The following is a 23,853-nucleotide window of genomic DNA, read 5'->3' on the forward strand; positions in this document are numbered from 1 at the left end:
GGTTGTCGCAAGACTTCTCCCAGAGTATTATCTAGGCTCTGGTTTTGGTATCGGTTGCAATTATCAACACTTCTTCGATGGTTCAATTTTGTTCGTCTCTCTTATTCATACCTTATGAGATTCATCTCACCGTTTCCCTTGACGCTCACCACAAACGCTCTTTACGAATGCAACACACCGCCTACCAGCGTGGCGTTTCCCATCCTAGGAGTCCGACTTCAGGGCACACCGACAACTACCTTGAAAAATGCCGGTTTACGGCAGCGAACTAACCCATGCAAATAATTTAAAACCAATTATTTGCACTTTTTTACGATTTAAACTTGTAATTGATCTTTTTTTGACCTAAATTAAACACAGACAGAGAGCAAACGGACTTGCTTTAGCCTTCAGGACGGAGGCTCTGTCGCTTCTCAGGATGACTACGTTGCTGCATGGACGCAGCGGAAAAATTTTTATTTAGTATTCCCAACTCTCTCTAGAATCCACAACGCTTTTCACTCCCTATCAAAGCTCATACAATCTAAGTTTTTTCTGTACTTTCTTGAATCGTTTGCTCAAAGCATCCTACGTTGCCTGCACCTGCCGTGTAATGCCAAAGTAAGGGGGTTAAAGCACTTTTTGTAATTCTTTTCGCTTTTGAACCGGTGTTACATAATCACTCGTCGACTTCGGCGTTTGTAGTTGTAAAGTCCAATATATCGATCAACAAGAACCGATTTTTGATTAATAAAGCTTAAACTGTACAAAAACAGCATTACCCCAACAGTTACCTCGACGATTCATACTTTGTAGGAAGTACTTCTTAGAACAGCTTAGCACTCGACTGCACACCCTATCTAAATGGAACATGAGCCCTTGCGTGCTCGGCCGATGTTTTTCAATGGCATTCGCTCCTACTTTTTACCAGCTGAACATCTGGCGTTCTTAAGAGTGGATGGCGAACGATTTCGCGGTTGGCTAAATCCATCCGTGTCGTTAAAACACCCGATCTTGATGTAAATCGCTATTAACACTTGCATTCGAACTTTTTTTGACCTAAATTAATCACAGACAGAGAGCAAACGGATTTGCTTTAGCCTTCAGGACGGAGGCTCTGTCGCTTCTCAGGATGACCCCGTTGCTGCATGGACGCAGCGGAAAAAATTTTATTTAGCCTTCTCAACTTACTCGCCACCAGACCTGACAACGCTGTAGTCTTACCTTCGTTGGCTGTCATTCTATTTTTTGCCTAAGTTTTGTTTGATTAAGCCGCCTTTAGCTGCTCTTCTTTTGCCATCTTTACATGACCTATTTCAAGTCTATCTGGATTCAGACAGCCTGCTCTGCCTGCGACAGCGTCGGCTTCAAGGCAGGCGCAAGTAAAAGGCAGAACAGAATATTCTTTGAGTCACTCATTACCGGTAAATTTCCGGCATAAAAAAACCACACAGCGCTGGCTGTATGGGGCTTCTTCGTGTTTAAAGCTTGAGATGATCTGTCTATAAGGCGTCAACTACCTTGTCCGGTTCCCGTCAATTAACTTGGCCGATTCTGAGTGTTAGATTTTAGAGCGTGTTTCTTTCGGTAACTTTCCCCTTCTATTTGATAAATATCGGCATGGTGGACTAATCTATCAATTTCTGCGACCGTCATCATGCTATTCCCGAAGATGCTGTCCTACTCATTAAACGCCTGATTTGTCGTAATCAATAAGCTTCCTCTTTCATATCGATGCGCAATTAACTCGAACAAGACTTGGCTTCCGAGCATCTTGCAAAACTAATAGCCAACCCATTTGTGGATAACTTATCGCCCTTTTAGAGGCTGTTTTTTTACTCAGTTAAGCATGTGTTTCTATGCATTTTCTATTTTGACTAGGTCGTCATCGCTTTTCTCTCTTTTTTGATCATAGCGGCTCGTTCTGTGACCACCCCAGAAGCACAATATCCTCGATACATGACTTATCTTTCTGCGATTTATTGCCGCAGTCGAAGCAGTTGATCGACACTCAGTACTAAAATGCCAAACATCAGGTGACTCATGACTTTTACCTCACCACGTACCCAGATGTGTCGACCTCCGAACTCGTCCTTGAGTCGGCCATTGGCTCGTTCTGCGCCCGAACGTTCCCGATAACGCACCGTATCGGCGGGTTCAAATCCTTCTTTCTCGCCCCCTCTTGATGTAAATCGCTATTAACACTTGCATTCGAGTTTTTTTTGGCCTAAATTAAACGCAGACAGAGAGCAAATGGATTTGCTTTAGCCTTCAGGACGGAGGCTCTGTCGCTTCTCAGGATGACCCCGTTGCTGCATGGACGCAGCGGAAAAAATTTTATTTAGCCTTCCCAACTCGCTCACCAGACGTCATAATGCTTTATTCTTACCATAATTGGTTGTCATTCTATTTTTCGCCTTAGTTTTGTTTGATTAAGCCGCTTTTAGTTGCTCTTCTTTTGCCATCTTTACATGACCTATTTCAAGTCTATTTGGATTCAGACAGACTGCTCTGCCTGCGACAGCGTCGGCTTCAAGGCATGAGACAGGCGCAGAGCAAGACGCTGTGCACATGCATTACCCTTTGTATTCTGAGTCTTGAGTGGTCAGCATCAAGCCGTCATGACTAAATCGCAGGCATAAAAAACCCCCACACAGCGCTGGCTGTATGGGGCTTCTTTGTGTTTAAAGCTTGAGACGATCTGTCTCTCACATGCTTATCTGCATAAAAAAACCCCACACAGCGCTGGCTGTATGGGGCTTCTTAGTGTTTAAAGCTTGACGACGACCTACTCTCACATGGGATCTCCCACACTACCATCGGCGATGGCGCTTTTCACTTCTGAGTTCGGGATGGGATCAGGTGGTTCAACGCCTCTATGATCGTCAAGCAATTCTGTTTGCGTTTTCACGCGAATAGGATGCTTGATCTTCAACAATTCTTGTTTTGAAATAACGTAATCAAGGTTAAACCGATGTTCATCATGGTTGATGCTCTATCGTAATTCTATGTGTCTCATTCTGATAATTTGAGTTTTTTCTCTCTTCTCATCTAAAAACCACTTTGGTGTTATATGGTCAAGCCTCACGAGCAATTAGTATTGGTTAGCTCAATGCCTCACAGCACTTACACACCCAACCTATCAACGTCCTAGTCTCGAACGGCTCTTTAGGGGACTTAGGTCCCAGTGAGATCTTATCTTAAGGGAGGCTTCCCGCTTAGATGCTTTCAGCGGTTATCCCGTCCGAACATAGCTACCCGGCAATGCCACTGGCGTGACAACCGGAACACCAGAGGTTCGTCCACTCCGGTCCTCTCGTACTAGGAGCAGCTCCTCTCAAATCTCAAACGTCCACGGCAGATAGGGACCGAACTGTCTCACGACGTTCTAAACCCAGCTCGCGTACCACTTTAAATGGCGAACAGCCATACCCTTGGGACCGGCTTCAGCCCCAGGATGTGATGAGCCGACATCGAGGTGCCAAACACCGCCGTCGATGTGAACTCTTGGGCGGTATCAGCCTGTTATCCCCGGAGTACCTTTTATCCGTTGAGCGATGGCCCTTCCATACAGAACCACCGGATCACTAAGACCTACTTTCGTACCTGCTCGACGTGTCTGTCTCGCAGTTAAGCGTGCTTTTGCCTTTACACTCTATGCATGATTTCCGACCATGCTGAGCACACCTTCGTGCTCCTCCGTTACTCTTTGGGAGGAGACCGCCCCAGTCAAACTACCCACCACACAGTGTCCTCGATCCCGATAAGGGACCTGAGTTAGAACCTCAAACATACCAGGGTGGTATTTCAAGAGTGGCTCCACGGTAACTGGCGTCACCGCTTCAAAGCCTCCCACCTATCCTACACAAGTAGGTTCAAAGTTCACTGTGAAGCTATAGTAAAGGTTCACGGGGTCTTTCCGTCTAGCCGCGGATACACAGCATCTTCACTGCGATTTCAATTTCACTGAGTCTCGGGTGGAGACAGTGTGGCCATCGTTACGCCATTCGTGCAGGTCGGAACTTACCCGACAAGGAATTTCGCTACCTTAGGACCGTTATAGTTACGGCCGCCGTTTACTTGGGCTTCGATCAAGAGCTTCGCTTGCGCTAACCCCATCAATTAACCTTCAAGCACCGGGCAGGCGTCACACCCTATACGTCCACTTTCGTGTTTGCAGAGTGCTGTGTTTTTAATAAACAGTCGCAGCCACCTGGTATCTTCGACCGATCAATGCTTACGGAGCAAGTCCTTCACACTAACCGGCGTACCTTCTCCCGAAGTTACGGTACCATTTTGCCTAGTTCCTTCACCCGAGTTCTCTCAAGCGCCTTGGTATTCTCTACCTGACCACCTGTGTCGGTTTGGGGTACGGTTCCTGCATATCTGAAGCTTAGAAGTTTTTCCTGGAAGCATGGCATCAACCACTTCACCCAAAAGAGGGCTCGTCGTCAGTTCTCGGTCTTCCCACTAAAGGGGGGTGCCCGGATTTGCCTAAGCACCCAACCTACCGCCTTAAACACAGACAACCATCGCTGTGCTGGCCTAGCCTTCTCCGTCTCTCCATCGCAATATGCACGAGTACAGGAATATTAACCTGTTTCCCATCGACTACGCATTTCTGCCTCGCCTTAGGGGCCGACTCACCCTGCCCTGATTAACATGGGACAGGAAACCTTGGTCTTCCGGCGGGGGAGTTTTTCACTCCCCTTATCGTTACTCATGTCAACATTCGCACTTCTGATACCTCCAGCCTGCCTTACAGCTTGACCTTCAACGGCTTACAGAACGCTCCTCTACCATGCCCATTACTGTAAACAGCAATTAAGCATCCGTAGCTTCGGTGTACAGTTTTAGCCCCGTTATATCTTCCGCGCAGGCCGACTCGACTAGTGAGCTATTACGCTTTCTTTAAAGGATGGCTGCTTCTAAGCCAACCTCCTAGCTGTCTAAGCCTTCCCACATCGTTTCCCACTTAACTGTAACTTTGGGACCTTAGCTGACGGTCTGGGTTGTTTCCCTTTCCACAACGGACGTTAGCACCCGCTGTGTGTCTCCCGTAATTGCACTCATTGGTATTCGGAGTTTGCATGGGGTTGGTAAGTCGGGATGACCCCCTAGCCCAAACAGTGCTCTACCCCCAATGGTGAGATACGAGGCGCTACCTAAATAGCTTTCGAGGAGAACCAGCTATCTCCGAGCTTGATTAGCCTTTCACTCCTATCCACAAGTCATCCCCAGCCTTTTCAACGGATGTGGGTTCGGTCCTCCAGTTAGTGTTACCCAACCTTCAACCTGCTCATGGATAGATCGCCCGGTTTCGGGTCTATTCCCAGCAACTAAACGCCCTATTAAGACTCGGTTTCCCTACGGCTCCACTACATGCTTAACCTTGCTACTGAAAATAAGTCGTTGACCCATTATACAAAAGGTACGCAGTCACGGAACAAGTCCGCTCCCACTGCTTGTACGTACACGGTTTCAGGATCTATTTCACTCCCCTCACAGGGGTTCTTTTCGCCTTTCCCTCACGGTACTGGTTCACTATCGGTCAGTCAGGAGTATTTAGCCTTGGAGGATGGTCCCCCCATATTCAGACAGGATAACACGTGTCCCGTCCTACTCGTTTTCATGATTAAGGTGTTTTCGTATACGGGGCTATCACCCTCTACGGCGACTCTTTCCAGAGCCTTCTACTAACACCAAAACCACTTAAGGGCTAATCCCCTTTCGCTCGCCGCTACTTAGGGAATCTCGGTTGATTTCTTTTCCTCCGGGTACTTAGATGTTTCAGTTCCCCGGGTTCGCCTCCACACAGCTATGTATTCACTGTGGGATACTCTACAAGTAGAGTGGGTTTCCCCATTCGGACATCTTGGGATCACAGTCTGTTTATCGACTCCCCCAAGCTTTTCGCAGATTACCACGTCCTTCATCGCCTCTGACTGCCAAGGCATCCACCGTGCACGCTTGGTCACTTGACCATATAACCCAAAATAGTTTTCATAAAATCAAACAAGGTTTGTTCTTATGTATTTTAGAATCACATACCAAAGGGCTTTTGTACCCCTCTGGATTTACGATAATAGAAGTCACTAGGTTAAAGTGAGCTTCCACCGGTTTAACGCTTGATTTATCGTTATTTCAAAATTCGAATTGTTAAAGAGCAAGTTTAGTGCAAAGCACTAAGTCAGAGACTAAAAACCAGAAACACATTAAGAACGTTATGATCTTAATTTGCTTTCTTTTTTGTTAGTGTCTTGCTTAGGACTCTAGCTAAATCTTTTCACACAGAATAAAGTAAGTAATGGTGGAGCTATGCGGGATCGAACCGCAGACCTCCTGCGTGCAAAGCAGGCGCTCTCCCAGCTGAGCTATAGCCCCATGTATTTACTTGACCGTATTTGGCATTCAAGAACACAACGTAGACAATACATTGTGAAATTGGTGGGTCTGGGCCGATTTGAACGGCCGACCTCACCCTTATCAGGGGTGCGCTCTAACCAACTGAGCTACAGACCCAAATACTTTTCTGTGCTTCTCATAAATTAGACATCAGATAATTTGTGTGAACGCTCACCAGAGGTTTCTATCGTTTAAGGAGGTGATCCAGCCCCAGGTTCCCCTAGGGCTACCTTGTTACGACTTCACCCCAGTCATTGACCACTCCGTGGTAACCGCCATCCCCGAAGGGTTAAGCTAGCTACTTCTGGAGCAATCAACTCCCATGGTGTGACGGGCGGTGTGTACAAGGCCCGGGAACGTATTCACCGTGGCATTCTGATCCACGATTACTAGCGATTCCGACTTCATGGAGTCGAGTTGCAGACTCCAATCCGGACTACGACGTACTTTCTGGGATTCGCTCACTATCGCTAGCTCGCCGCCCTCTGTATACGCCATTGTAGCACGTGTGTAGCCCTACTCGTAAGGGCCATGATGACTTGACGTCGTCCCCACCTTCCTCCGGTTTGTCACCGGCAGTCTCCTTAAAGTTCCCACCCGAAGTGCTGGCAAATAAGGATAAGGGTTGCGCTCGTTACGGGACTTAACCCAACATTTCACAACACGAGCTGACGACAGCCATGCAGCACCTGTCTCACAGTTCCCGAAGGCACACCAAAATCTCTTTCGGCTTCTGTGGATGTCAAGAGTAGGTAAGGTTCTTCGCGTTGCGTCGAATTAAACCACATGCTCCACCGCTTGTGCGGGCCCCCGTCAATTCATTTGAGTTTTAACCTTGCGGCCGTACTCCCCAGGCGGTCTACTTATTGCGTTAGCTGCGCCACTAAGTCATTACAACCCAACGGCTAGTAGACATCGTTTACGGCGTGGACTACCAGGGTATCTAATCCTGTTTGCTCCCCACGCTTTCGCACCTCAGTGTCAGTATTAGTCCAGGGTGTCGCCTTCGCCACTGATGTTCCTTCCTATATCTACGCATTTCACCGCTACACAGGAAATTCCACACCCCTCTACCATACTCTAGCTAGCCAGTATCCGGTGCCATTCCAAGGTTGAGCCCTGGGATTTCACATCAGACTTAACAAACCACCTACGCGCGCTTTACGCCCAGTAATTCCGATTAACGCTTGCACCCTCTGTATTACCGCGGCTGCTGGCACAGAGTTAGCCGGTGCTTCTTCTGGGGCTAACGTCAAGATAAGTCGATATTAGCGACTCACCCTTCCTCACCCCTGAAAGTGCTTTACAACCCTAAGGCCTTCTTCACACACGCGGCATGGCTGGATCAGGCTTGCGCCCATTGTCCAATATTCCCCACTGCTGCCTCCCGTAGGAGTCTGGGCCGTGTCTCAGTCCCAGTGTGACTGGTCATCCTCTCAGACCAGTTAGAGATCGTCGCCTTGGTAGGCCTTTACCCTACCAACTAGCTAATCTCACGCAGGCTCATCTAATAGCGGAAGGTCACAAGTGATCCCCTCCTTTCCCCCTCAGGGCGTATGCGGTATTAGCATGCGTTTCCACATGTTGTCCCCCTCTACTAGGCAGATTCCTACGCGTTACTCACCCGTCCGCCGCTCGACGCCTGGTAGCAAGCTACCTTCGTTTCCGCTCGACTTGCATGTGTTAAGCCTGCCGCCAGCGTTCAATCTGAGCCATGATCAAACTCTTCAGTTAAAAGTTTGCTCACTCAAATCTTTACACTAACAATTTAACTTAATCAGTCCATCATCCTAAGACAACAAACCAACATAAAGCGATTGCTTGTAGACTCTCGTAAGACTTCAATTTTTTTGATCGCTCACAACCACTTAGTAAACTAAGCAACCATGTCAATCTTCTGAAGCCTCCAGCGAGCGCCCACACAAATTATCTGATTATCTATTTTAAAGAGCGTGCTGACTTGATAACCAAACCAGAACTTAATCTAGTATGTTGAACTTGGTCTTCGTTGCTCTGAAGCCTTGTCCGTGTCAGCGAGGGCGTATATTAAGGATCTACAGATTTAGTGCAACCCTTTTTTGAAGTTTTTTTGATTTTATTTATAATAATACTCAAACAACAAGAAAGGCGCCGAAGCGCCCTTTTTGGTCATTTGAAACTGACTAAGGTCAAATACATCACACAACGAATAGGTGGTGCTTTTTCTTACCCAATTTAACAAGGAAGTATTTATTGTAATATCCATTCTCAGGTTTGAAAATGTCAGCCGCACTCATGTTGTCATCAAGCCCTTTCGCCACACCATTAACAAATACGGAATTTCGCTGGAGCGCATCCTTCACTTGCTTACCACTCGCCGCCAATCCCGCATCGGCCATCAAAGACGTTAGTGGTGTTGCTGCTAGATCGATACCTGACAATGAACTGCTAGGTAAACCATCTTGCTGTATCTGCTTAAGGTCTTGCTCACTCAATGAATCAACATCACCACTAAATAAAGCCTGCGTGATTCTCTCTGCTGCCTTTAAGCCCTCTTCACCATGTACTAATTGCGTAACTTCGCGAGCCAAGATAAATTGGCCCTGTGGCTTACCACCACTCTCTTTGTCCTTCTGTTCAATTTGATCTATTTCCTCAACAGACAAAAAAGTAAAGTACTTCAAGAACTTGTAGGCATCGTCATCAGCGGTATTCAGCCAAAACTGATAAAAAGCGTATTGACTGGTTTTGCTAGAATCTAACCAAATAGTACCACTCTCTGTTTTACCAAATTTCGTTCCATCCGACTTAGTGACCAAAGGCATTGTCAAACCAAAGGCCTGATTACCATTTTGCCTACGAGTAAGATCCGTTCCGCCGGTAATATTCCCCCACTGATCACTACCACCAATCTGCAAAGTGCAGTTATGCAGCCTATTTAATTCTGCAAAATCATAAGACTGCAAAATCATGTAGGTAAATTCAGTGAAAGAGATACCTTCGCCTTCTCGATTAATACGTTGTTTAACAGACTCTTTTTGGATCATGGCATTAATAGAGAAATGCTTACCCACATCACGCAAAAAATCTAAAATACTAAGATCTTTTGTCCAATCGTAATTATTGACAACTTCTGCGCTGTTTACTTCATCATTAAATTCAATAAACTGACTCACTTGCTTGCGCAGTTTTTCTACCCACTCAGCAACCACTTCAGGTCCGTTCAATTTTCGCTCGACAGCCTTAAAGCTAGGGTCGCCAATAAGACCCGTAGCACCACCCACTAGCGCAAGAGGTTTGTGTCCAGCTAACTGAAAGCGTCTCAACATTAAAAGAGGGACTAAGCTACCAATGTGCAGACTGTCTGCAGTAGGATCAAAACCACAATAAAGCGTACGACTTCCACTGGCTAAGTGTTTTCTTAGCTCTTCTTCCGCCGTCATTTGGGCGATAAGTCCACGAGCTTGCAAGTCATTTAAGAGGTCTTTACTGCTTACCGTCATTATTTTGATCCATATCTTAGTGAGTTTATCTTACTTAATCATTCAATTATAAAAGTAATATTGGTAGGATTATAAGGCTTTTATAAAGATTTTCAGGTACATATTTTGACTAAGTTAATACCAATGAAGCATTTGCTGCTTATCGTAGCGGCCGTTGCTCTTATCGGCGCCGCTCTTGTAGCCATGCCGGAGAAAAAAAAATCCGAGAACCCGCAAATATCTCTTAATGCAAACCTAGAGATAGTAGATCAGTCCGCCATCACGTTTAATACAGTACAAGAGATTGGATATGATCGAAAAGCGAGAACGGAAACAACGATCACACTAGAAACAACCAACTCAACGTATAATGTCCCTACACCTGAATCACTAGCAGCCAAGAGCTCAGCCCCCACATTTGTAGAGAAATCTGTAGAAATCAAAACGGGGGATTCATTGTCCAGAGTCTTAGCAAATGAAGGAGTGTCACCTCAGGATATCTATAAAGTATCTTTAGCGGACAAAAAGCAAAACTCTTTGTTACAAATGCGACCAGGCCAAACACTGACGTTTGTCATCAATGATGTTTCAAATGAGCTCACTCAACTTACTTATGTAATAAACCGCCTAGAAAGCATAACGTTTGAGCGTAGTAACAATACGTTCATTCGAGATGAACACTTTAGAACGCCAGATATAGCTCAAACTTACAAAGAAGCAGAAATAAACAACTCACTTTTCGTTGATGGTTTGAAATCTGGCATTGAGCAGCCACTCCTAATTGAGTTGGCAAACATTTTTGGTTGGGATATAGATTTTGCCCTAGACATTCGCAAAGGCGATAGCTTGAGCGTTCTGTATGAGGAAAAGTTTCTTGATGGTGAAAAAATTGGACACGGTAACATCATCGCGGCGCAATTTATCAACAATGGTCGAACCTATCAGGCCATTCGCTTTCAAACAGACAAAAGTACGAGTTACTACACACCAGACGGCCTAGCGATGCGTAAAGCCTTCATTCGAACTCCCGTTGATTTCACTCGCATATCTTCTAAATTCAACCCTAATCGCTTACATCCTATATTCAAAACCAGCCGACCTCATCGCGGCGTTGATTACGCCGCCGCCAGTGGAACGCCCGTTAAAGCCGCCGGTGATGGAAAAATTTCTTTTGCTGGTAAACAAAACGGTTATGGCAATGTGGTGATCATCGATCATGGCCGAGGCTATCAAACCCTTTACGCTCACTTAAAGGGTTTTGCTCGAGGTACAAAACGTGGCGCAAGAGTCCAACAAGGCAAAGTCATCGCTTACGTTGGTCAAACAGGCTGGGCAACAGGGCCTCATTTGCATTATGAATTTCGGATAAACGGCACACATAAAAACCCGGTGACGGTAAAACTACCTAATGACGCCCCTATGCCTAAAAGCGACCTACAAAAATACCTTCCGTACGCTAAGCAAGTAGCCACTACCCTAGCAAACTCTCATTCTTCTTCTTTTGCCGAAAAGCTCGCTTTACTTAAAAATTAAAGCACAAAAAAAGCAGCCAATTGGCTGCTTTCTCAACACAAAACAACAGAACTAGATTGCGCTGTTTACGAACTCAACAAGCTGAGACTTAGACACCGCGCCCACTTTTGTTGCTACGACTTCACCACCTTTTACTATGATCAAGGTTGGAATACCCCGAACATTGTATTTAGGTGCTGTTTCTTGGTTCTCATCGACGTTAAGCTTAACAACTTTTACCTTACCCGCAAACTCTGCAGCAACGTCTTCTAAGACGGGAGCAATCATTTTGCAAGGTCCACACCAAGGCGCCCAAAAATCAACGATGACAGGGATTTCAGAATTCAGAACCTCTTCTGCAAACTGTGCGTCAGTGATTTGAATGGTATTTTCACTCATAAATACGTTCCTTAAATCTGTGTTTAACCAATGAATAGAAAAAGTATACCACTAAAAGAAGAGGGTAAGAATGTGTTCCCATCAATTAGAGTAATAGAAAAATGCTATAGCGTAAGAGAACGAATAACGATTGGTAATTCGAGCAACGAATGAACTTCAGCATGAGAAGATGAGCCCCAATCATCGCCCCATCGTTGCGCACCGTGACGATTAAACCACACACTTCTCGCCCCTGCATTGGAAGCACCCAAAACATCATCTACCGGATGATCACCAATGTGTATCAACTTAGATATATCCACGCCAGCTTTTTGAGCGGCTATAGAAAAGATATCTGCTTCCGGCTTAGCCATACCAATCTCATCAGCACGAATGGCAAAATCAAAGTACTGCCCTAACCCAATATAAGGATGAAATACATCGGCGTTACCATTCGTAATCACCGCTAATGCATAATCTTGACTTAAGGCCTCTAAAATATCGACAACATGAGGGTATAAATCTACTTTCTGACGCCATTCGCAAAAATGCGCCAATGCCGCCTTTGCAATAGCGTCCGCCTCTTCGGAAGGAAGACCAAATCGCTTAAGAGCCAATCTATAAACGGCAAGACGAAGCGCGGTTAAATTAAACGCCATTTCAGGTGCATCCAATTGCACCTGAACTTTTAACGCCTCTTTAAGCGTACTGGAAAACAACGTTGAAAACCCCGGAAAACGCTCATCAAACCAAGATTCCATGGCATATTCTGCTCGAACAATAACAGGAGCAACATCCCACAAAGTATTATCAAGATCAAAAGTGACTAATATACTCACGGCATTAACCTCAACAAGATTGCACTTAACAGGTCAGCAAGGTACTGAAGAAACAGAACGCCTTTGCTTTTGCCAAAAGTAGCCTCTGCATTTGCACCCAACACCAGTACGCCACGTTTTTTAATCTCGCCACCTTCTCGCGACAGCAAGGGCAACACGGCCACCGAACGTATCGACTCGCCACTTTGTGGAAAAAGAATGTCCAACTCATTAGCCGGTAACATGCCACAAAAACAGTCAATAAAACCAACGGTATGGGCCAGTAAATCCCCCTCTTTCACAAGCTGATGAGTCCTCACCGAACTCTCTACCTTGTCGCTGTATAAAATAAGTGCGTGGTGGGGAACGGCGAAATCCTCTCTCACTATATCGTCAATCACAACGGCAAAGTCCTCTAGAGAAACACAACTAAGACCCGCCAACACCAAGCGACGACTTTTTTGCAACGTAGACGCATTTTCACGAGCCACATCGACAAGATGCTCAAACTCCGCTTTGTACGAGGCATTTTTTTGACGCAATATCGTCACTTGATATTCAAGTAACGAGACTACCTTGGCATTAATCGGATGAGGAAGCGTCAGACCCTCCAACACATCGGCGTGCCGCGTAAAAAAATCTGGCGTGCTCGACAGATACTGAATGACTTCCTCTTCGCTCATAATACCTCTTAAATACGTTTTATAAATAAATTTGACCTTCAAACACCTTTTCAGCAGGGCCGGTCATAATAATGGGGTGGCCCTCTCCTCGCCATTCAATTTTTAGGTCCCCACCGCGCAAATGTGCCGTCACCGTCGGCGACAACCAACCTTGCTTAATGCCGGCCACAACCGCGGCACAGGCACCCGTTCCACACGCTTGCGTTTCGCCAACACCACGCTCATACACCCGCAAATTAATCTCATTTGAGTTAATCACCTGCATAAAACCCACATTAACATTGTGTGGAAAACGATCGTGACATTCGAGCCGCCGTCCAACTTCCGCCACCTCGCTATCGGTTAACACGTCAACCTTAATGACCGCATGAGGGTTGCCCACTGAAACCGGGGTCATCCAGTATTCTGTCTCGCCAGCCATAATGCTGTAAAGATCATTAGATGGCTCCGCGTTAAACGGCAAATCTTTTGGTTCAAAACTCGGCGTTCCCATATCTACCGAGACAAGCCCGTTATCCATCACGCGTAATTGAATGGCACCGCGTTTAGTTTCCACATCGATAATACGCTTATTGGTCAATTCACGGTCTAAAACAAATTTGGCAAAACAACGCGCCCCATTGCCACAATGTTCCACTTCACTGCCATCTGAATTATAAATACGGTAGCGAAAATCCATCTCTGGATGAGTAGGGGGCTCTACGACCAACAACTGGTCAAAACCAATCCCCCAATTTCGATCGCTTAATTTCTGAATTTGTTGTTTGTTGAAAAACACCTTACGAGAGACGGCATCGACAACAACGAAGTCATTTCCTAACCCGTGCATTTTAGTAAATTTTAATAACACGACGAGCTCCTTAATCCGGCAGAACTTGCTCGCCAGCTAACTGATGCTCAATCGTTTCACGAGCTCGAATAAGATGTGTGGTATCACCATCGACCATCACCTCAGCAGCCCGATTACGGCTATTATAATTAGATGACATAGTGAACCCGTAAGCGCCGGCAGAACGAACGACCAACAGATCGCCCGCTTGAATGTCTAATTCACGGTCTTTACCTAAAAAATCACCTGTTTCACAAATAGGACCAACAAGATCATAAATCCGTTTACCTTCAGGCGTAGCAGACAAAGAAACTGGTACGATATTCATCCAAGCACCGTATAAAGAAGGGCGAATTAAATCGTTCATTGCACCATCAATAATGGCGAAATTTTTATGCGGTGAACATTTTAAAAACTCAACCTGAGTCAGCAGTACTCCGGCATTTGCTGCAATAGAACGACCCGGCTCAAAGGCAAGCTCGACATCCATTCCTTTCACTTTATCTAGCAACAGCTTGGCATAATCCGCAGGCTCTGGCGGCACTTCATCACGATAACGCACGCCCAAACCGCCTCCAAGATCAAGGTGTTTGATTTTGATTCCTACCTCTGAAAGCTGACCAACCAGACTGATTAAGCGATCAAAAGTATCCAAAAATGGTTTTAATTCCGTTAACTGAGAACCAATATGGCAATCCACACCCATGACGTTTAAGTTTGGCAAATTGTGGGCAATTTGATAAATACGCACCGCGTCTTGAATATCAATACCAAACTTGTTTTCTTTTAAACCTGTAGAAATATAAGGGTGTGTTTTAGCATCGACATCGGGGTTAACGCGCAAAGAAACGGGCGCTATTTTACCCATTTCACCCGCCACTTGATCTAATCGATAAAGCTCAGCTTCAGACTCAACATTGAAGCAGTGAATGCCCACTTCTAACGCGCGGCGCATTTCTACTGCTTGCTTGCCCAATCCAGAGAACATTACCTTCGCTGGATCACCACCTGCTTTAAGCACACGTTCAAGTTCACCAATCGAGACGATATCGAAACCTGAACCCAAACGTGCCAACACGTTTAAAATCGCGATATTAGAACAGGCTTTCACTGCGTAACAAATTAATGTTGGGTGCGAAGCAAAAGCATTGGCATAGGCATTGTAGTGACGCTCAAGGGTAGCTCGAGAGTAAACATAACAAGGGGTGCCGTATTGAGCCGCGATATCAGAAAGCGCTACCTTTTCGGCGTGCAAAGCTTGGTTAGAATAATTAAAATAATCCAAAAGGGAATCCTCAGTTATAAAGACGATGTTTGTTGAATGTCTGTCGTATCCGTCGGCAAATAAAGCGCTCCTTTGTTACCGCAAGCGGCTAAGAAAAACGCAAAAATACACACTAAGAGCCACTTAAACATCGTCTTATCTCTTCTATTTTTGATGAAGACAGTATACCTTGCAGGCCGTTCGTTTCCCAACCCCAGCGAACCAATTACCCGGATATTCTTTGGCTCGCATTCGGGAGCAAGAATGGAAGTCAATAAACCCTTGCATTTTATGTGTTAAGCTCAAATTATAAAACTATCGGCAGAATATGGATTGACTCATCGTTAACTACAACAAGGTGTCATCGCTCATCAGCAAACCAATGAACAAAAAGACGCTACCTTGGGCAGTCGCTCTGCTTTTTGCGGTTTTGATACACGCGTTATTTATTCAGCTTTCAGAACATCTACATTGGCTCGATTGGACAATTGGCACTAAACGCGCGTCGTCTAATTTCGAATTGATTTTATTACCCAACATGCCGTCTGTTGAACAAGCAACAACACAGCCTCCCTCTCTTCAATTAGCCGAAATAGAGACTCAAGACGTGGCGATGTTAAACACCTCAAACAGATCTTTATCGCCTGAGCAAACGGCTCCCCCGCAACAAAAACCACTTGAAACTGAGCAGCTACAGACTCAGCCACAAGACATCGAACCATTAATAGAGCCAATCACTACCATCAACTTGGCTACAGATGACAGCATTTACCAAGACGCTCAGCGATTAGATGATGGCAGCACCATAAACACAGAAATAGACATCGCAGCGGCACAAACAGAGACTTTATTACAACCTCATGAACCCGGCATTCAAACAAGCCTCGAAACAACGCCTCTCCTCCCCAATGATGAAGAACAAAAAAACGAACTTCAATTAGCACCCAACCTTGCCAAACCAGCTCTACTGGATTTAGCTAATATCTCACTCTCACCGCTAGCAAAAGATGAAACGCTCTCCAAAGTCTTTTCAGAAGAACTTAGAAATAAAATTGCCGACTCCAAAAAAGCCCAACAGGAATACCTAAAGGGCTTCACTAAGGAAGTAGATTACCCAATAACACAAGACGCAGATGGCACCCGCTATGCAAATATTAAAGGGGTTTGTTGGCGCTTACCTCCAGAGGGCGACCCCAGCGGCAAAGGCTGGTCGATTGTGTTTGATGGCTGTGGTATTAAAAACAAGTTGTTTCATTTTGAACTCAATATCTCCCCCAGCATCTTTACCAATGAACTACTGGGCCCCGACTCACCCTTTAATCTTGATCAACCGATTAATTAATCGTTCATAAAAAAGGCCACACTAAGGCAGCCGTTTTATGTCCATTTAGTGCTCTTGCGCCAAAAACTAACGCTGAGCCAAATCCGTCTTCGCGCGCTCAACGGCTTGTAGCACTTGCGCTGGTGCCGTACCACCAATGTGATCACGGGCGGCTACCGAGCCTTCCAGCGTTAAAACATCAAACACGTCGGCCTGAATCATGCTGCCAAAAGACTGTAATTCTTCTAACGTCATTTCAGACAAATCCTTGCCCTCTTTTACGCCGTAACCCACAGCTTTTCCTACCACCTCATGAGCATCACGGAACGCAATTCCCTGACGAACTAGATAATCGGCCAAATCAGTCGCAGTAGAAAAACCACGGCGCGCGGCTTCGTACATGTGCTCTTTACGCGACTCGATCGCTGGGATCATATCGGCAAAAGCGCGCAAAGAGCCTTTTAGTGTATCGACCGTGTCGAACAGCGGCTCTTTGTCTTCTTGGTTGTCCTTGTTGTACGCCAAGCACTGAGATTTCATCAGCGTGAGCAAGCCCATCAGATGTCCGTATACTCGGCCGGTTTTACCACGCACCAATTCCGGCACATCGGGGTTTTTCTTCTGAGGCATGATGGATGAGCCGGTACAAAAGCGATCCGGCAAATAAATGAAGTTAAACTGCGCTGACACCCACATCACCATTTCTTCCGCCCAGCGTGACATGTGCATCATTATGATGGACGCCGTTGCGGTGAATTCTATGGCAAAATCGCGATCACTGACGGAATCAAGCGAATTGTATGTTGGGCGCTCAAACCCAAGCAATTCTGCCGTCATATGACGGTCAATCGGGTAAGTCGTGCCCGCCAAAGCCGCCGCGCCCAAAGGCAAAATATTAATGCGTTTACGGCAATCAACCAGACGCTCGTAATCGCGTTGCATCATTTCATACCATGCCATCAAATGATGACCAAACGTAACCGGCTGAGCGGTTTGCAAATGCGTAAAACCTGGCATGATGGTGCTGGCTTCCTTTTCCGCCAAACTCAAAATACCCTGTTGCAAACGGGTCACTTCTTCTAGCAAGAAGTCCACTTCGTCGCGCATATACAAACGAATATCTGTCGCGACCTGGTCATTACGAGAACGCCCCGTGTGCAATTTTTTCCCCGTAATGCCGATTTTTTGCGTCAAACGCGCTTCGATGTTCATGTGAACGTCTTCCAGCTCGATCGACCAAGCAAAGTCGCCGCGGGCAATTTCGTCTTCGATTTCGGTCAAACCTTGAATGATCTGATCACGTTCTTCTTCGGTTAACACCCCCACGCTAGCGAGCATTTTACCGTGGGCAATTGACCCTTGGATATCCTGCTTGGCCATACGTTGGTCAAACGCAACAGACGCTGTAAAACGCGCCACAAAAGCATCTACAGGCTCAGAAAAACGACCACCCCATTGCTGGTTCGTGGTTTTAGTAGTATCAGTCATTCAGTCGGTTCCCACACAAATTCAAACAGCTGCCAAGAGTACAGTAAGCGACCCGACTTATAAAGTATTGAAAGATGACGAACTCCCTTTGAGCGGGTATCATGAAAGCTAAGTATTTTCGGCTATTTGTCCGTCGACAACGCATTAGGAGACAAAGTGAAAGATAAAATCGTGATCGCCACCAGAGAAAGCCAACTTGCCCTTTGGCAAGCCAACAACGTTAAAGCGCAACTGGAAAACCTCTATCCAGAAATGGCCGTAGAATTGCTTGGTATGACGACAAAAGGCGATCAAATTTTAGACTCACCTCTTTCTAAAATCGGCGGCAAAGGCTTATTTGTTAAAGAGCTTGAAAAAGCCTTGGTAGAAGGCCGTGCCGACATCGCCGTACATTCTATGAAAGACGTGCCTATGGCGTTTCCTGAAGGTTTAGGCTTAGCGGTTATATGTGAGCGCGAAGACCCAACCGATGCCTTTGTATCAAATCATATTGAATCTTTAGAACAACTGCCCAAAGGCGCCATTGTCGGAACCTCCAGCTTACGCCGTTCATGCCAGTTAAAAATGCACCGTCCAGATTTGATCATCAAGGATCTACGCGGAAACGTGAACACCCGTTTACGCAAATTAGACGACGGCGAATACGATGCCATCATTTTGGCAACGGCAGGCCTACTTCGCCTAGAAATGAACGACAGAATTCGCCAAAGAATCCCGGCAGAAACCAGCTTACCCGCTGGCGGTCAAGGCGCTATGGGGATTGAATGTCGCTCAGAGGATCTGCAAACCATTGCCTTAATCGCGCCCTTACAACATGAAGAAACCGCCATTCGCGTGACAGCAGAACGTGCTGTCAACGAACGTTTAAACGGCGGCTGCCAAGCCCCCATCGCATGCTTTGCTATTTTAAAAGACGACACTCTCTGGTTACGTGGCTTGGTCGGCAGCCCTGACGGCAAAACCATGATTGAAGGCGAAATTCGTGGTCACAAAAATGATGCAAAATCTCTAGGTGTACAATTAGCCGATGATTTATTGGCTCGTGGTGCTGATGTTATTCTTGATGCGATTTACCAATAAGGTCGATGGATTACAATTAACCTATTCTACAAAAACACGATTCACCTTAACAATAAGCGATGCATGAATGCAGGATTATCGTATTTTAATCACACGGCCAGAACCCGAAAACACGCTCAGCCGAGAACGGCTCGGCGCACTGGGTTGGAACACTGTGCCACTCCCCATGCTGGAGATTGCTCCTATACAAGACGCTGATCAACTGGCGGCCATTCGAGCTCAAGTATTTGATATTAACGAGTTTGATTATGTGATTTTTGTCAGCAAAAATGCCGCTCGAATCGCGTGTGATTGGCTCGATATGTGCTGGCCCATGTTACCCTCAGGAGTTCAATGGATTGGTATAGGGCAAGGCACAACTAGCACATTGCAATCCGAAGGTGTGCCCGCGCTGTCCAATCCTGGCCATACAACAGAAACGTTATTAGCGTGGTTAGCTCCCGCCAAGATGCGTCACTCAAAGGTATTAATTGTGCGGGGAATGGGAGGACGGCCAGAACTTGGCGAAAAATTAGAAGAAAGAGGCGCAAAAGTCAGTTATCTTTCACTCTATCAACGAAAAAAACCGGACTATGTCGCCCAAACTTTTTTTATGTTGCCTGATATCCAGTTAATATGGGTAACCAGCGGTGAAAGCTTAATCCATCTTTCGAGCTATGTGGAACAACACAAACCCGAATGGAAGGTTCTGCCAATATTGACCCCCAGCATTCGCGTCAATCAGCAAGCCAAACAAATGGGTTGGATAAATGCGTATTGCGCCCATGGCGCCGACGACAATAGCTTGATTAAAGCGACTGAATACTTAACAGGAAAATAGAATGACTGAGAATAACCAACAAGAGCACTCAGAAAGCAGCAAGGAATCAACGCCTGTTACACCATCAAACACTTCACACCCGAAAAAAACACTCTTTTCGCCTACTGCTGGGCAAAAAATCGACTTAAGCCCATCAAAAAATACTTTACCCTACGCAGCATTTGGGCTCTCTGCAATTGCCATCGCACTAAGCGGATGGTTGTATCTGCAAAGTATGCAGAGCACCGTGGATAATGACATCAGCGCACTTAAAAACGCCCAAAGTACTCTTAGCTCTCAACTTAATAGCAATAACATCAGCGCAACAGAACTGAACCGATTAGCAGAGCAAATACAAGGCGCTACCCAGACCAATCAATCACAAAATAGTCAGCTGTTAACTCGACTCTCTCTGCAAGAAGAAAAGTTACTCATCTTAGAGTCTAAAATGAGTCGTTTAGGCAATACGACGAAAGAAGATTGGAAATTGGCGGAGGCCGAATACTTAATTCGTCTTGCTAATCAGCGCTTACTTTTGGAATCCGATAACGTTGGTGCGGCCACGTTACTCATAAATGCCGACGATATTCTGAACGAATTAAAAGACCCTCTCGTTTTTTCAACGAGAAAAGCTCTGGCTAAAGACATTCAGGCCCTCAAATCAATCAGTCAGTTTGATTTAGAGGGCGCTTATTTAAAACTCAACGCACTCTATGAAAGCGTGGAGACCCTCCCTCAACGAGAGCCCTCCAAAGCATGGCAATCAACAAGCAGCGAACAAAACACGCTTTTACAAACAGGCAGCAAGGCCACCAACGTTGACGCGAGCCAGGCCGTCACCACCATGTTATCGAGCCTTTGGGAATCTCTTCAATCTTTGGTTGTGATCAACTACAACCACAAACCGATTAAAGCCTTGTTACCACCCGCGGAATATCAAACTCTTGTAACAGGGTTACAGCTTCAATTAGATGTCGCCCAAGTGGCTTTAATCAAAGGCGAACCACGCATCTATCAACAAACCCTGTCTCGCGTGGCAACCGCCATCACTGAGCATTTTGAGACTCAAGCGGACAGCGTGGTGTTTTTTCTTGGTGGACTCACCGCATTGCAACAACTGAACCCATCGCCCGAATTGCCGCTTCCACGAGAATCCTTACTGGCCATGAGAGCACTCATGCAAGAATGGGATCGTCGTAATACTGACGTCACGACATCACCAGAACCTGTCGTTCAAGAGACCACAACGCAAGAACAGCCACAAAATCCCTCTCCACAAGATGAACCTAAAGCAGAGCAAGGAGGTGGCGCATGAGAAAGCTGCTTTTCTTACTCGTCATCATGATGGCGGTCGGTGGCGTACTAGGATTACTGATGCGCCAAGACAGTGGCTACGTATTATTGGCGTACAATGGCGTCACAGTTGAAACCAGTCTATGGGTATTAATCACCGCCATGATAGCCACTCTCTTTGCGTTAAGCTGGATGAAGCGCCTACTTTTTATCGCCCTTAGACCGAGCAACTCACTGGCCAAAGTGACAGGAAACTTAGCGCAAAAACGCGCGTCACGAAATACCATCAGAGGCATGTTAGAGCTCGTCGGTGGGAACTGGCATAAAGCGGAAAAATTGCTAACCAACAGTGCAGAAAAAGTCCCCTACCCCTTAATCAACTACATTGGCGCGGCCTATGCTGCCAGCGAGCAAGACGAGCACGAGCGATCAAAAGCCTTACTTCGCTCTGCCCATAAATCCACGCCAGAGGCTGAATTTGCTATTGGGTTTGCACAAAGCCAGATTCAAATAAAACAAGGGCATTATGAAGGCGCATTAGCATCACTGTTACGCTTGCAAAAGCTAAAACCTAAACACAAGCAAATACTCAAAATGTTAGTGACTGTTTACACTCGTCTAAAAGACTGGGACGCGTTACTGACTCTGACACCCACGCTTAAAAAAGACGGCATTTTTGACAGCGACAATATGCTTGAATTGGAGCGAAATGCTTTTTTGGCACTGCTCGACAAAATTAAGTTTCGTAATAAACTGGGACAAAATAGCAAAGAGCTGGTCTCAGAAGTAGAAAGACTGTGGAACAAACTCGATACCTTGGCGCAAGATGACAGAATGCGGCTGCTATATGCACAAACACTGATCCACTTTGGTGATGACGCCAAAGCCGAAAGTTTTATTCGTAGCAGTTTGAATCAAACATGGTCTGACCACTTAATCTATGAATACGGCAACATACAACAAGATGATACCAAAAAGCGTCTAAGCCACTGCGAACAATGGATTAAAAAGCAGCCTGCTAGCGCCAACCTATATCTTGTCTGTGGTCGATTAAGCCAATCACTCATGCTGTGGGGGAAAGCCCGAGATTACTACGAACAAGCCTTGTCAATAAACACACAAAATGAGGCTTTGGCTGAATTAAGTCGTTTATTGAAATCGATGGGGGATGTTAAAGCCAGCCAAGAGTTAATGATGATCAACCTGAATCAAGCCAGCAAGCAACTAAAAACATTGCCTTTACCCTAACGTTGACACACAAATAAAAAACGCCACTTCTTAAAATGCGTTTTTTGTTTGTGCTATTTTTTATCAAGGTAATTTCTTATTTAGCCAACGAGTCAGTACCGGCAATAAATAAGTAGGAATTTGCAAAGCGCCAGCAAGCGGCAAGAAAGCAGGTCCTAACAAAGCACCTGCAATGCTGTAAGTCAGCAGCACATTTCGGTTTCCTGAGGTGATTGCCGCTGTCAGTGCAATCGCCTTACCCTGTTTACGATAAACCCAATAGGACAATGAAAAGAACAAACAACATAACCCCGAGGCGATGATAAAAAAACGCAGCGCTGCGCTGGGGTCTTCGTCAAACAAAATGCGAAAACTGCCGACCAAACCAAACGGAAAGGCAAACACCAGCAAAATAGTATACGGTGATATTTTCATCAAAAAGCGACTAAGAGCCTCTTCTGGGCACAGTCGATGCACCCAAAAAGAAAAAAACATCGGGCCAAAAATAAACACAATCAAGCGGGCAAAATAACTCAACCAATCGAGCTCGACTTTTTCCGTCTGAAAAAACAACAAGGTGATGAAAATAGACAGAGGCAACACTAAGGTCGTTGCAATGGTCATCGCCATCGCTTGCACACTGTCAAAACCAAGTGCACGCACAATCGCCGGCGTTGCAAATAAAGACCCCGTCGCGGCAACCGCGACCACGGCGAGCATAAGTTCTGCATTAAAGGCCAGCCACCAGCCAACGATCGTCACAATAACCATCAGCACCGCAGAGTGAAGCATCGCATACAACCAAATTCCGATACGACTTAAGCGTCTAATCAATTCATTTTGTTTCATGCCCACGAGCGTCAACGTCATTAATGTAAACAACACCAGAGGAAGGAACGGAAAAAAAACCAACGATATCGAAGGAAGTAAAAAACCTAGCACAGCGAAAAAAAACATGAAAAGTAGAGAGTGTCGAACAAAGAAAAGCAACATGGGATTCATACCTTTAAAGGCGGCCCATGACCAAATAGCTGAGGATGGTCCGGTTATTTTTTTGAGCCGCTGTAAACTTTATTATTTTCCGGTAATTCGGCGAGTTCCAGCACCCAGTTTGCTCGCGCCTCGTCAAACGCGACACGAAGCGCTATCAATTCATCGCTGGGAACAAGAGGCTCTTTCTTCCCCTCGTCCGCCTGACGGTATGCAGGGAATAGTATCAGATTATTCTTCATAAACTATCTCTATTAAAGCAATGTCTGGATATCTATCGGCACTCTATGGATAATCTTTAGATAACGCAATGAACAAGCAAATGG

Annotated in this window: 16 protein-coding genes, 2 tRNA genes, 3 rRNA genes and 2 pseudogenes; 6 read left to right on the forward strand and 17 right to left on the reverse strand. The window is 45.8% G+C overall.

Annotated elements, in window-relative coordinates; genetic code table 11:
- Window positions 1-1,518 precede the first annotated feature (1,518 nt).
- From FXV75_RS16440 to tyrS, 8 genes and pseudogenes are all read right to left on the reverse strand, one after another.
- Window positions 1,519-1,743 (reverse strand): annotated as a pseudogene (locus FXV75_RS16440) (ATP-binding protein); the annotation flags it as partial.
- A 215-nt stretch (window positions 1,744-1,958) separates the two neighbouring features.
- Window positions 1,959-2,162, reverse strand: a pseudogene (locus FXV75_RS12095) (IS5/IS1182 family transposase); the annotation flags it as partial.
- A 592-nt stretch (window positions 2,163-2,754) separates the two neighbouring features.
- Window positions 2,755-2,869 (reverse strand): 5S ribosomal RNA (gene rrf, locus FXV75_RS12100).
- 183 nt (window positions 2,870-3,052) lie between these two features.
- A 23S ribosomal RNA gene (locus tag FXV75_RS12105) occupies window positions 3,053-5,963 on the reverse strand.
- Window positions 5,964-6,287: 324 nt separating this feature from the next.
- A tRNA-Ala gene (locus tag FXV75_RS12110) sits at window positions 6,288-6,363 on the reverse strand.
- 61 nt (window positions 6,364-6,424) lie between these two features.
- Window positions 6,425-6,501, reverse strand: a tRNA-Ile gene (locus FXV75_RS12115).
- A 75-nt stretch (window positions 6,502-6,576) separates the two neighbouring features.
- A 16S ribosomal RNA gene (locus FXV75_RS12120) occupies window positions 6,577-8,118 on the reverse strand.
- Together the 16S, 23S and 5S rRNA genes with 2 tRNA genes alongside form the textbook arrangement of a ribosomal RNA operon.
- A gap of 443 nt (window positions 8,119-8,561) precedes the next feature.
- Window positions 8,562-9,866, reverse strand: a complete 1,305-nt coding sequence (tyrS, locus tag FXV75_RS12125; protein ID WP_148833744.1) for a tyrosine--tRNA ligase — start codon at window positions 9,864-9,866, stop codon at window positions 8,562-8,564.
- Between the two features lie 105 nt (window positions 9,867-9,971).
- Between tyrS and FXV75_RS12130 the strand changes: the two genes are divergently transcribed.
- Window positions 9,972-11,378 carry a peptidoglycan DD-metalloendopeptidase family protein gene (locus FXV75_RS12130; RefSeq protein WP_148833746.1) on the forward strand — a complete coding sequence of 469 codons (1,407 nt, stop codon included), beginning with the start codon at window positions 9,972-9,974 and terminating at the stop codon, window positions 11,376-11,378.
- A gap of 51 nt (window positions 11,379-11,429) precedes the next feature.
- Here the strand turns inward: FXV75_RS12130 and trxA are convergent, their stop codons facing one another.
- The 6 genes from trxA to lptM form a co-directional block, all read right to left on the reverse strand.
- On the reverse strand, window positions 11,430-11,756 hold the full coding sequence (gene trxA / locus FXV75_RS12135) for a thioredoxin TrxA (RefSeq protein ID WP_148833748.1): 327 nt from the start codon (window positions 11,754-11,756) through the stop codon (window positions 11,430-11,432).
- A 104-nt stretch (window positions 11,757-11,860) separates the two neighbouring features.
- Window positions 11,861-12,574, reverse strand: a complete 714-nt coding sequence (locus tag FXV75_RS12140; protein WP_148833750.1) for an HAD family hydrolase — start codon at window positions 12,572-12,574, stop codon at window positions 11,861-11,863.
- The gene (locus FXV75_RS12145; RefSeq protein ID WP_148833752.1) at window positions 12,571-13,236 is read right to left on the reverse strand and encodes a DUF484 family protein; all 666 of its coding nucleotides are present in this window, start codon (window positions 13,234-13,236) and stop codon (window positions 12,571-12,573) included. Before FXV75_RS12145 ends, FXV75_RS12140 begins: the two co-directional genes overlap by 4 nt.
- 19 nt (window positions 13,237-13,255) lie before the next feature.
- Complete coding sequence (gene dapF, locus FXV75_RS12150; protein WP_148833753.1) at window positions 13,256-14,086, reverse strand: diaminopimelate epimerase; 831 nt, start codon at window positions 14,084-14,086, stop codon at window positions 13,256-13,258.
- 10 nt (window positions 14,087-14,096) lie between these two features.
- Window positions 14,097-15,350 (reverse strand): diaminopimelate decarboxylase, encoded by a 1,254-nt coding sequence (gene lysA / locus FXV75_RS12155; protein WP_148833755.1) that lies wholly within the window; start codon window positions 15,348-15,350, stop codon window positions 14,097-14,099.
- A gap of 14 nt (window positions 15,351-15,364) precedes the next feature.
- The gene (gene lptM / locus FXV75_RS12160; RefSeq protein ID WP_148833758.1) at window positions 15,365-15,481 is read right to left on the reverse strand and encodes an LPS translocon maturation chaperone LptM; all 117 of its coding nucleotides are present in this window, start codon (window positions 15,479-15,481) and stop codon (window positions 15,365-15,367) included.
- 230 nt (window positions 15,482-15,711) lie between these two features.
- Here lptM and FXV75_RS12165 point away from each other — a divergent pair, with 230 nt between their 5' ends.
- Complete coding sequence (locus FXV75_RS12165) at window positions 15,712-16,671, forward strand: hypothetical protein (RefSeq protein ID WP_148833759.1); 960 nt, start codon at window positions 15,712-15,714, stop codon at window positions 16,669-16,671.
- 66 nt (window positions 16,672-16,737) lie between these two features.
- Here the strand turns inward: FXV75_RS12165 and argH are convergent, their stop codons facing one another.
- Window positions 16,738-18,138: an argininosuccinate lyase gene (gene argH, locus FXV75_RS12170; RefSeq protein ID WP_148833761.1), complete on the reverse strand. Its 1,401-nt coding sequence runs from the start codon at window positions 18,136-18,138 to the stop codon at window positions 16,738-16,740.
- A gap of 156 nt (window positions 18,139-18,294) precedes the next feature.
- On the opposite strand from argH, the gene hemC reads away from it, so the two are divergent.
- From hemC to FXV75_RS12190, 4 genes are all read left to right on the forward strand, one after another.
- A complete protein-coding gene (gene hemC, locus FXV75_RS12175; RefSeq protein WP_148833763.1) occupies window positions 18,295-19,218 on the forward strand; it encodes a hydroxymethylbilane synthase in 924 nt (307 codons plus the stop codon).
- Window positions 19,219-19,285: 67 nt separating this feature from the next.
- Window positions 19,286-20,038, forward strand: coding sequence for a uroporphyrinogen-III synthase (locus FXV75_RS12180; protein ID WP_148833766.1), 753 nt, complete (start codon window positions 19,286-19,288; stop codon window positions 20,036-20,038).
- Window position 20,039: 1 nt separating this feature from the next.
- A complete protein-coding gene (locus FXV75_RS12185) occupies window positions 20,040-21,332 on the forward strand; it encodes a uroporphyrinogen-III C-methyltransferase (protein WP_148833768.1) in 1,293 nt (430 codons plus the stop codon).
- A complete protein-coding gene (locus FXV75_RS12190; RefSeq protein ID WP_148833770.1) occupies window positions 21,329-22,558 on the forward strand; it encodes a heme biosynthesis protein HemY in 1,230 nt (409 codons plus the stop codon). Before FXV75_RS12185 ends, FXV75_RS12190 begins: the two co-directional genes overlap by 4 nt.
- Window positions 22,559-22,621: 63 nt before the next feature.
- Here the strand turns inward: FXV75_RS12190 and FXV75_RS12195 are convergent, their stop codons facing one another.
- Both FXV75_RS12195 and FXV75_RS12200 read right to left on the reverse strand, forming a co-directional pair.
- Entirely contained in the window at window positions 22,622-23,407 is a 786-nt protein-coding gene (locus tag FXV75_RS12195) for a hypothetical protein (protein WP_262368544.1), read from the reverse strand.
- A gap of 176 nt (window positions 23,408-23,583) precedes the next feature.
- Window positions 23,584-23,769 (reverse strand): hypothetical protein, encoded by a 186-nt coding sequence (locus FXV75_RS12200; RefSeq protein ID WP_148833774.1) that lies wholly within the window; start codon window positions 23,767-23,769, stop codon window positions 23,584-23,586.
- Between the last annotated feature and the right edge of the window lie 84 nt (window positions 23,770-23,853).

It is taken from the genome of Marinomonas sp. IMCC 4694, assembly GCF_008122525.1.
In the GTDB taxonomy this organism is placed as follows: Bacteria; Pseudomonadota; Gammaproteobacteria; order Pseudomonadales; family Marinomonadaceae; genus Marinomonas.

Coding starts and splice junctions, on each gene's coding strand:
- FXV75_RS12185 (WP_148833768.1), top strand. CDS start 20,040: ATGACTGAGAATAACCAACAAGAGCACTCAGAAAGCAGCAAGGAATCA.
- tyrS (WP_148833744.1), bottom strand. CDS start 9,866: ATGACGGTAAGCAGTAAAGACCTCTTAAATGACTTGCAAGCTCGTGGA.
- lptM (WP_148833758.1), bottom strand. CDS start 15,481: ATGTTTAAGTGGCTCTTAGTGTGTATTTTTGCGTTTTTCTTAGCCGCT.
- argH (WP_148833761.1), bottom strand. CDS start 18,138: ATGACTGATACTACTAAAACCACGAACCAGCAATGGGGTGGTCGTTTT.
- FXV75_RS12180 (WP_148833766.1), top strand. CDS start 19,286: ATGCAGGATTATCGTATTTTAATCACACGGCCAGAACCCGAAAACACG.
- FXV75_RS12165 (WP_148833759.1), top strand. CDS start 15,712: ATGAACAAAAAGACGCTACCTTGGGCAGTCGCTCTGCTTTTTGCGGTT.
- FXV75_RS12190 (WP_148833770.1), top strand. CDS start 21,329: ATGAGAAAGCTGCTTTTCTTACTCGTCATCATGATGGCGGTCGGTGGC.
- FXV75_RS12200 (WP_148833774.1), bottom strand. CDS start 23,769: ATGAAGAATAATCTGATACTATTCCCTGCATACCGTCAGGCGGACGAG.
- FXV75_RS12195 (WP_262368544.1), bottom strand. CDS start 23,407: ATGACGTTGACGCTCGTGGGCATGAAACAAAATGAATTGATTAGACGC.
- FXV75_RS12145 (WP_148833752.1), bottom strand. CDS start 13,236: ATGAGCGAAGAGGAAGTCATTCAGTATCTGTCGAGCACGCCAGATTTT.
- trxA (WP_148833748.1), bottom strand. CDS start 11,756: ATGAGTGAAAATACCATTCAAATCACTGACGCACAGTTTGCAGAAGAG.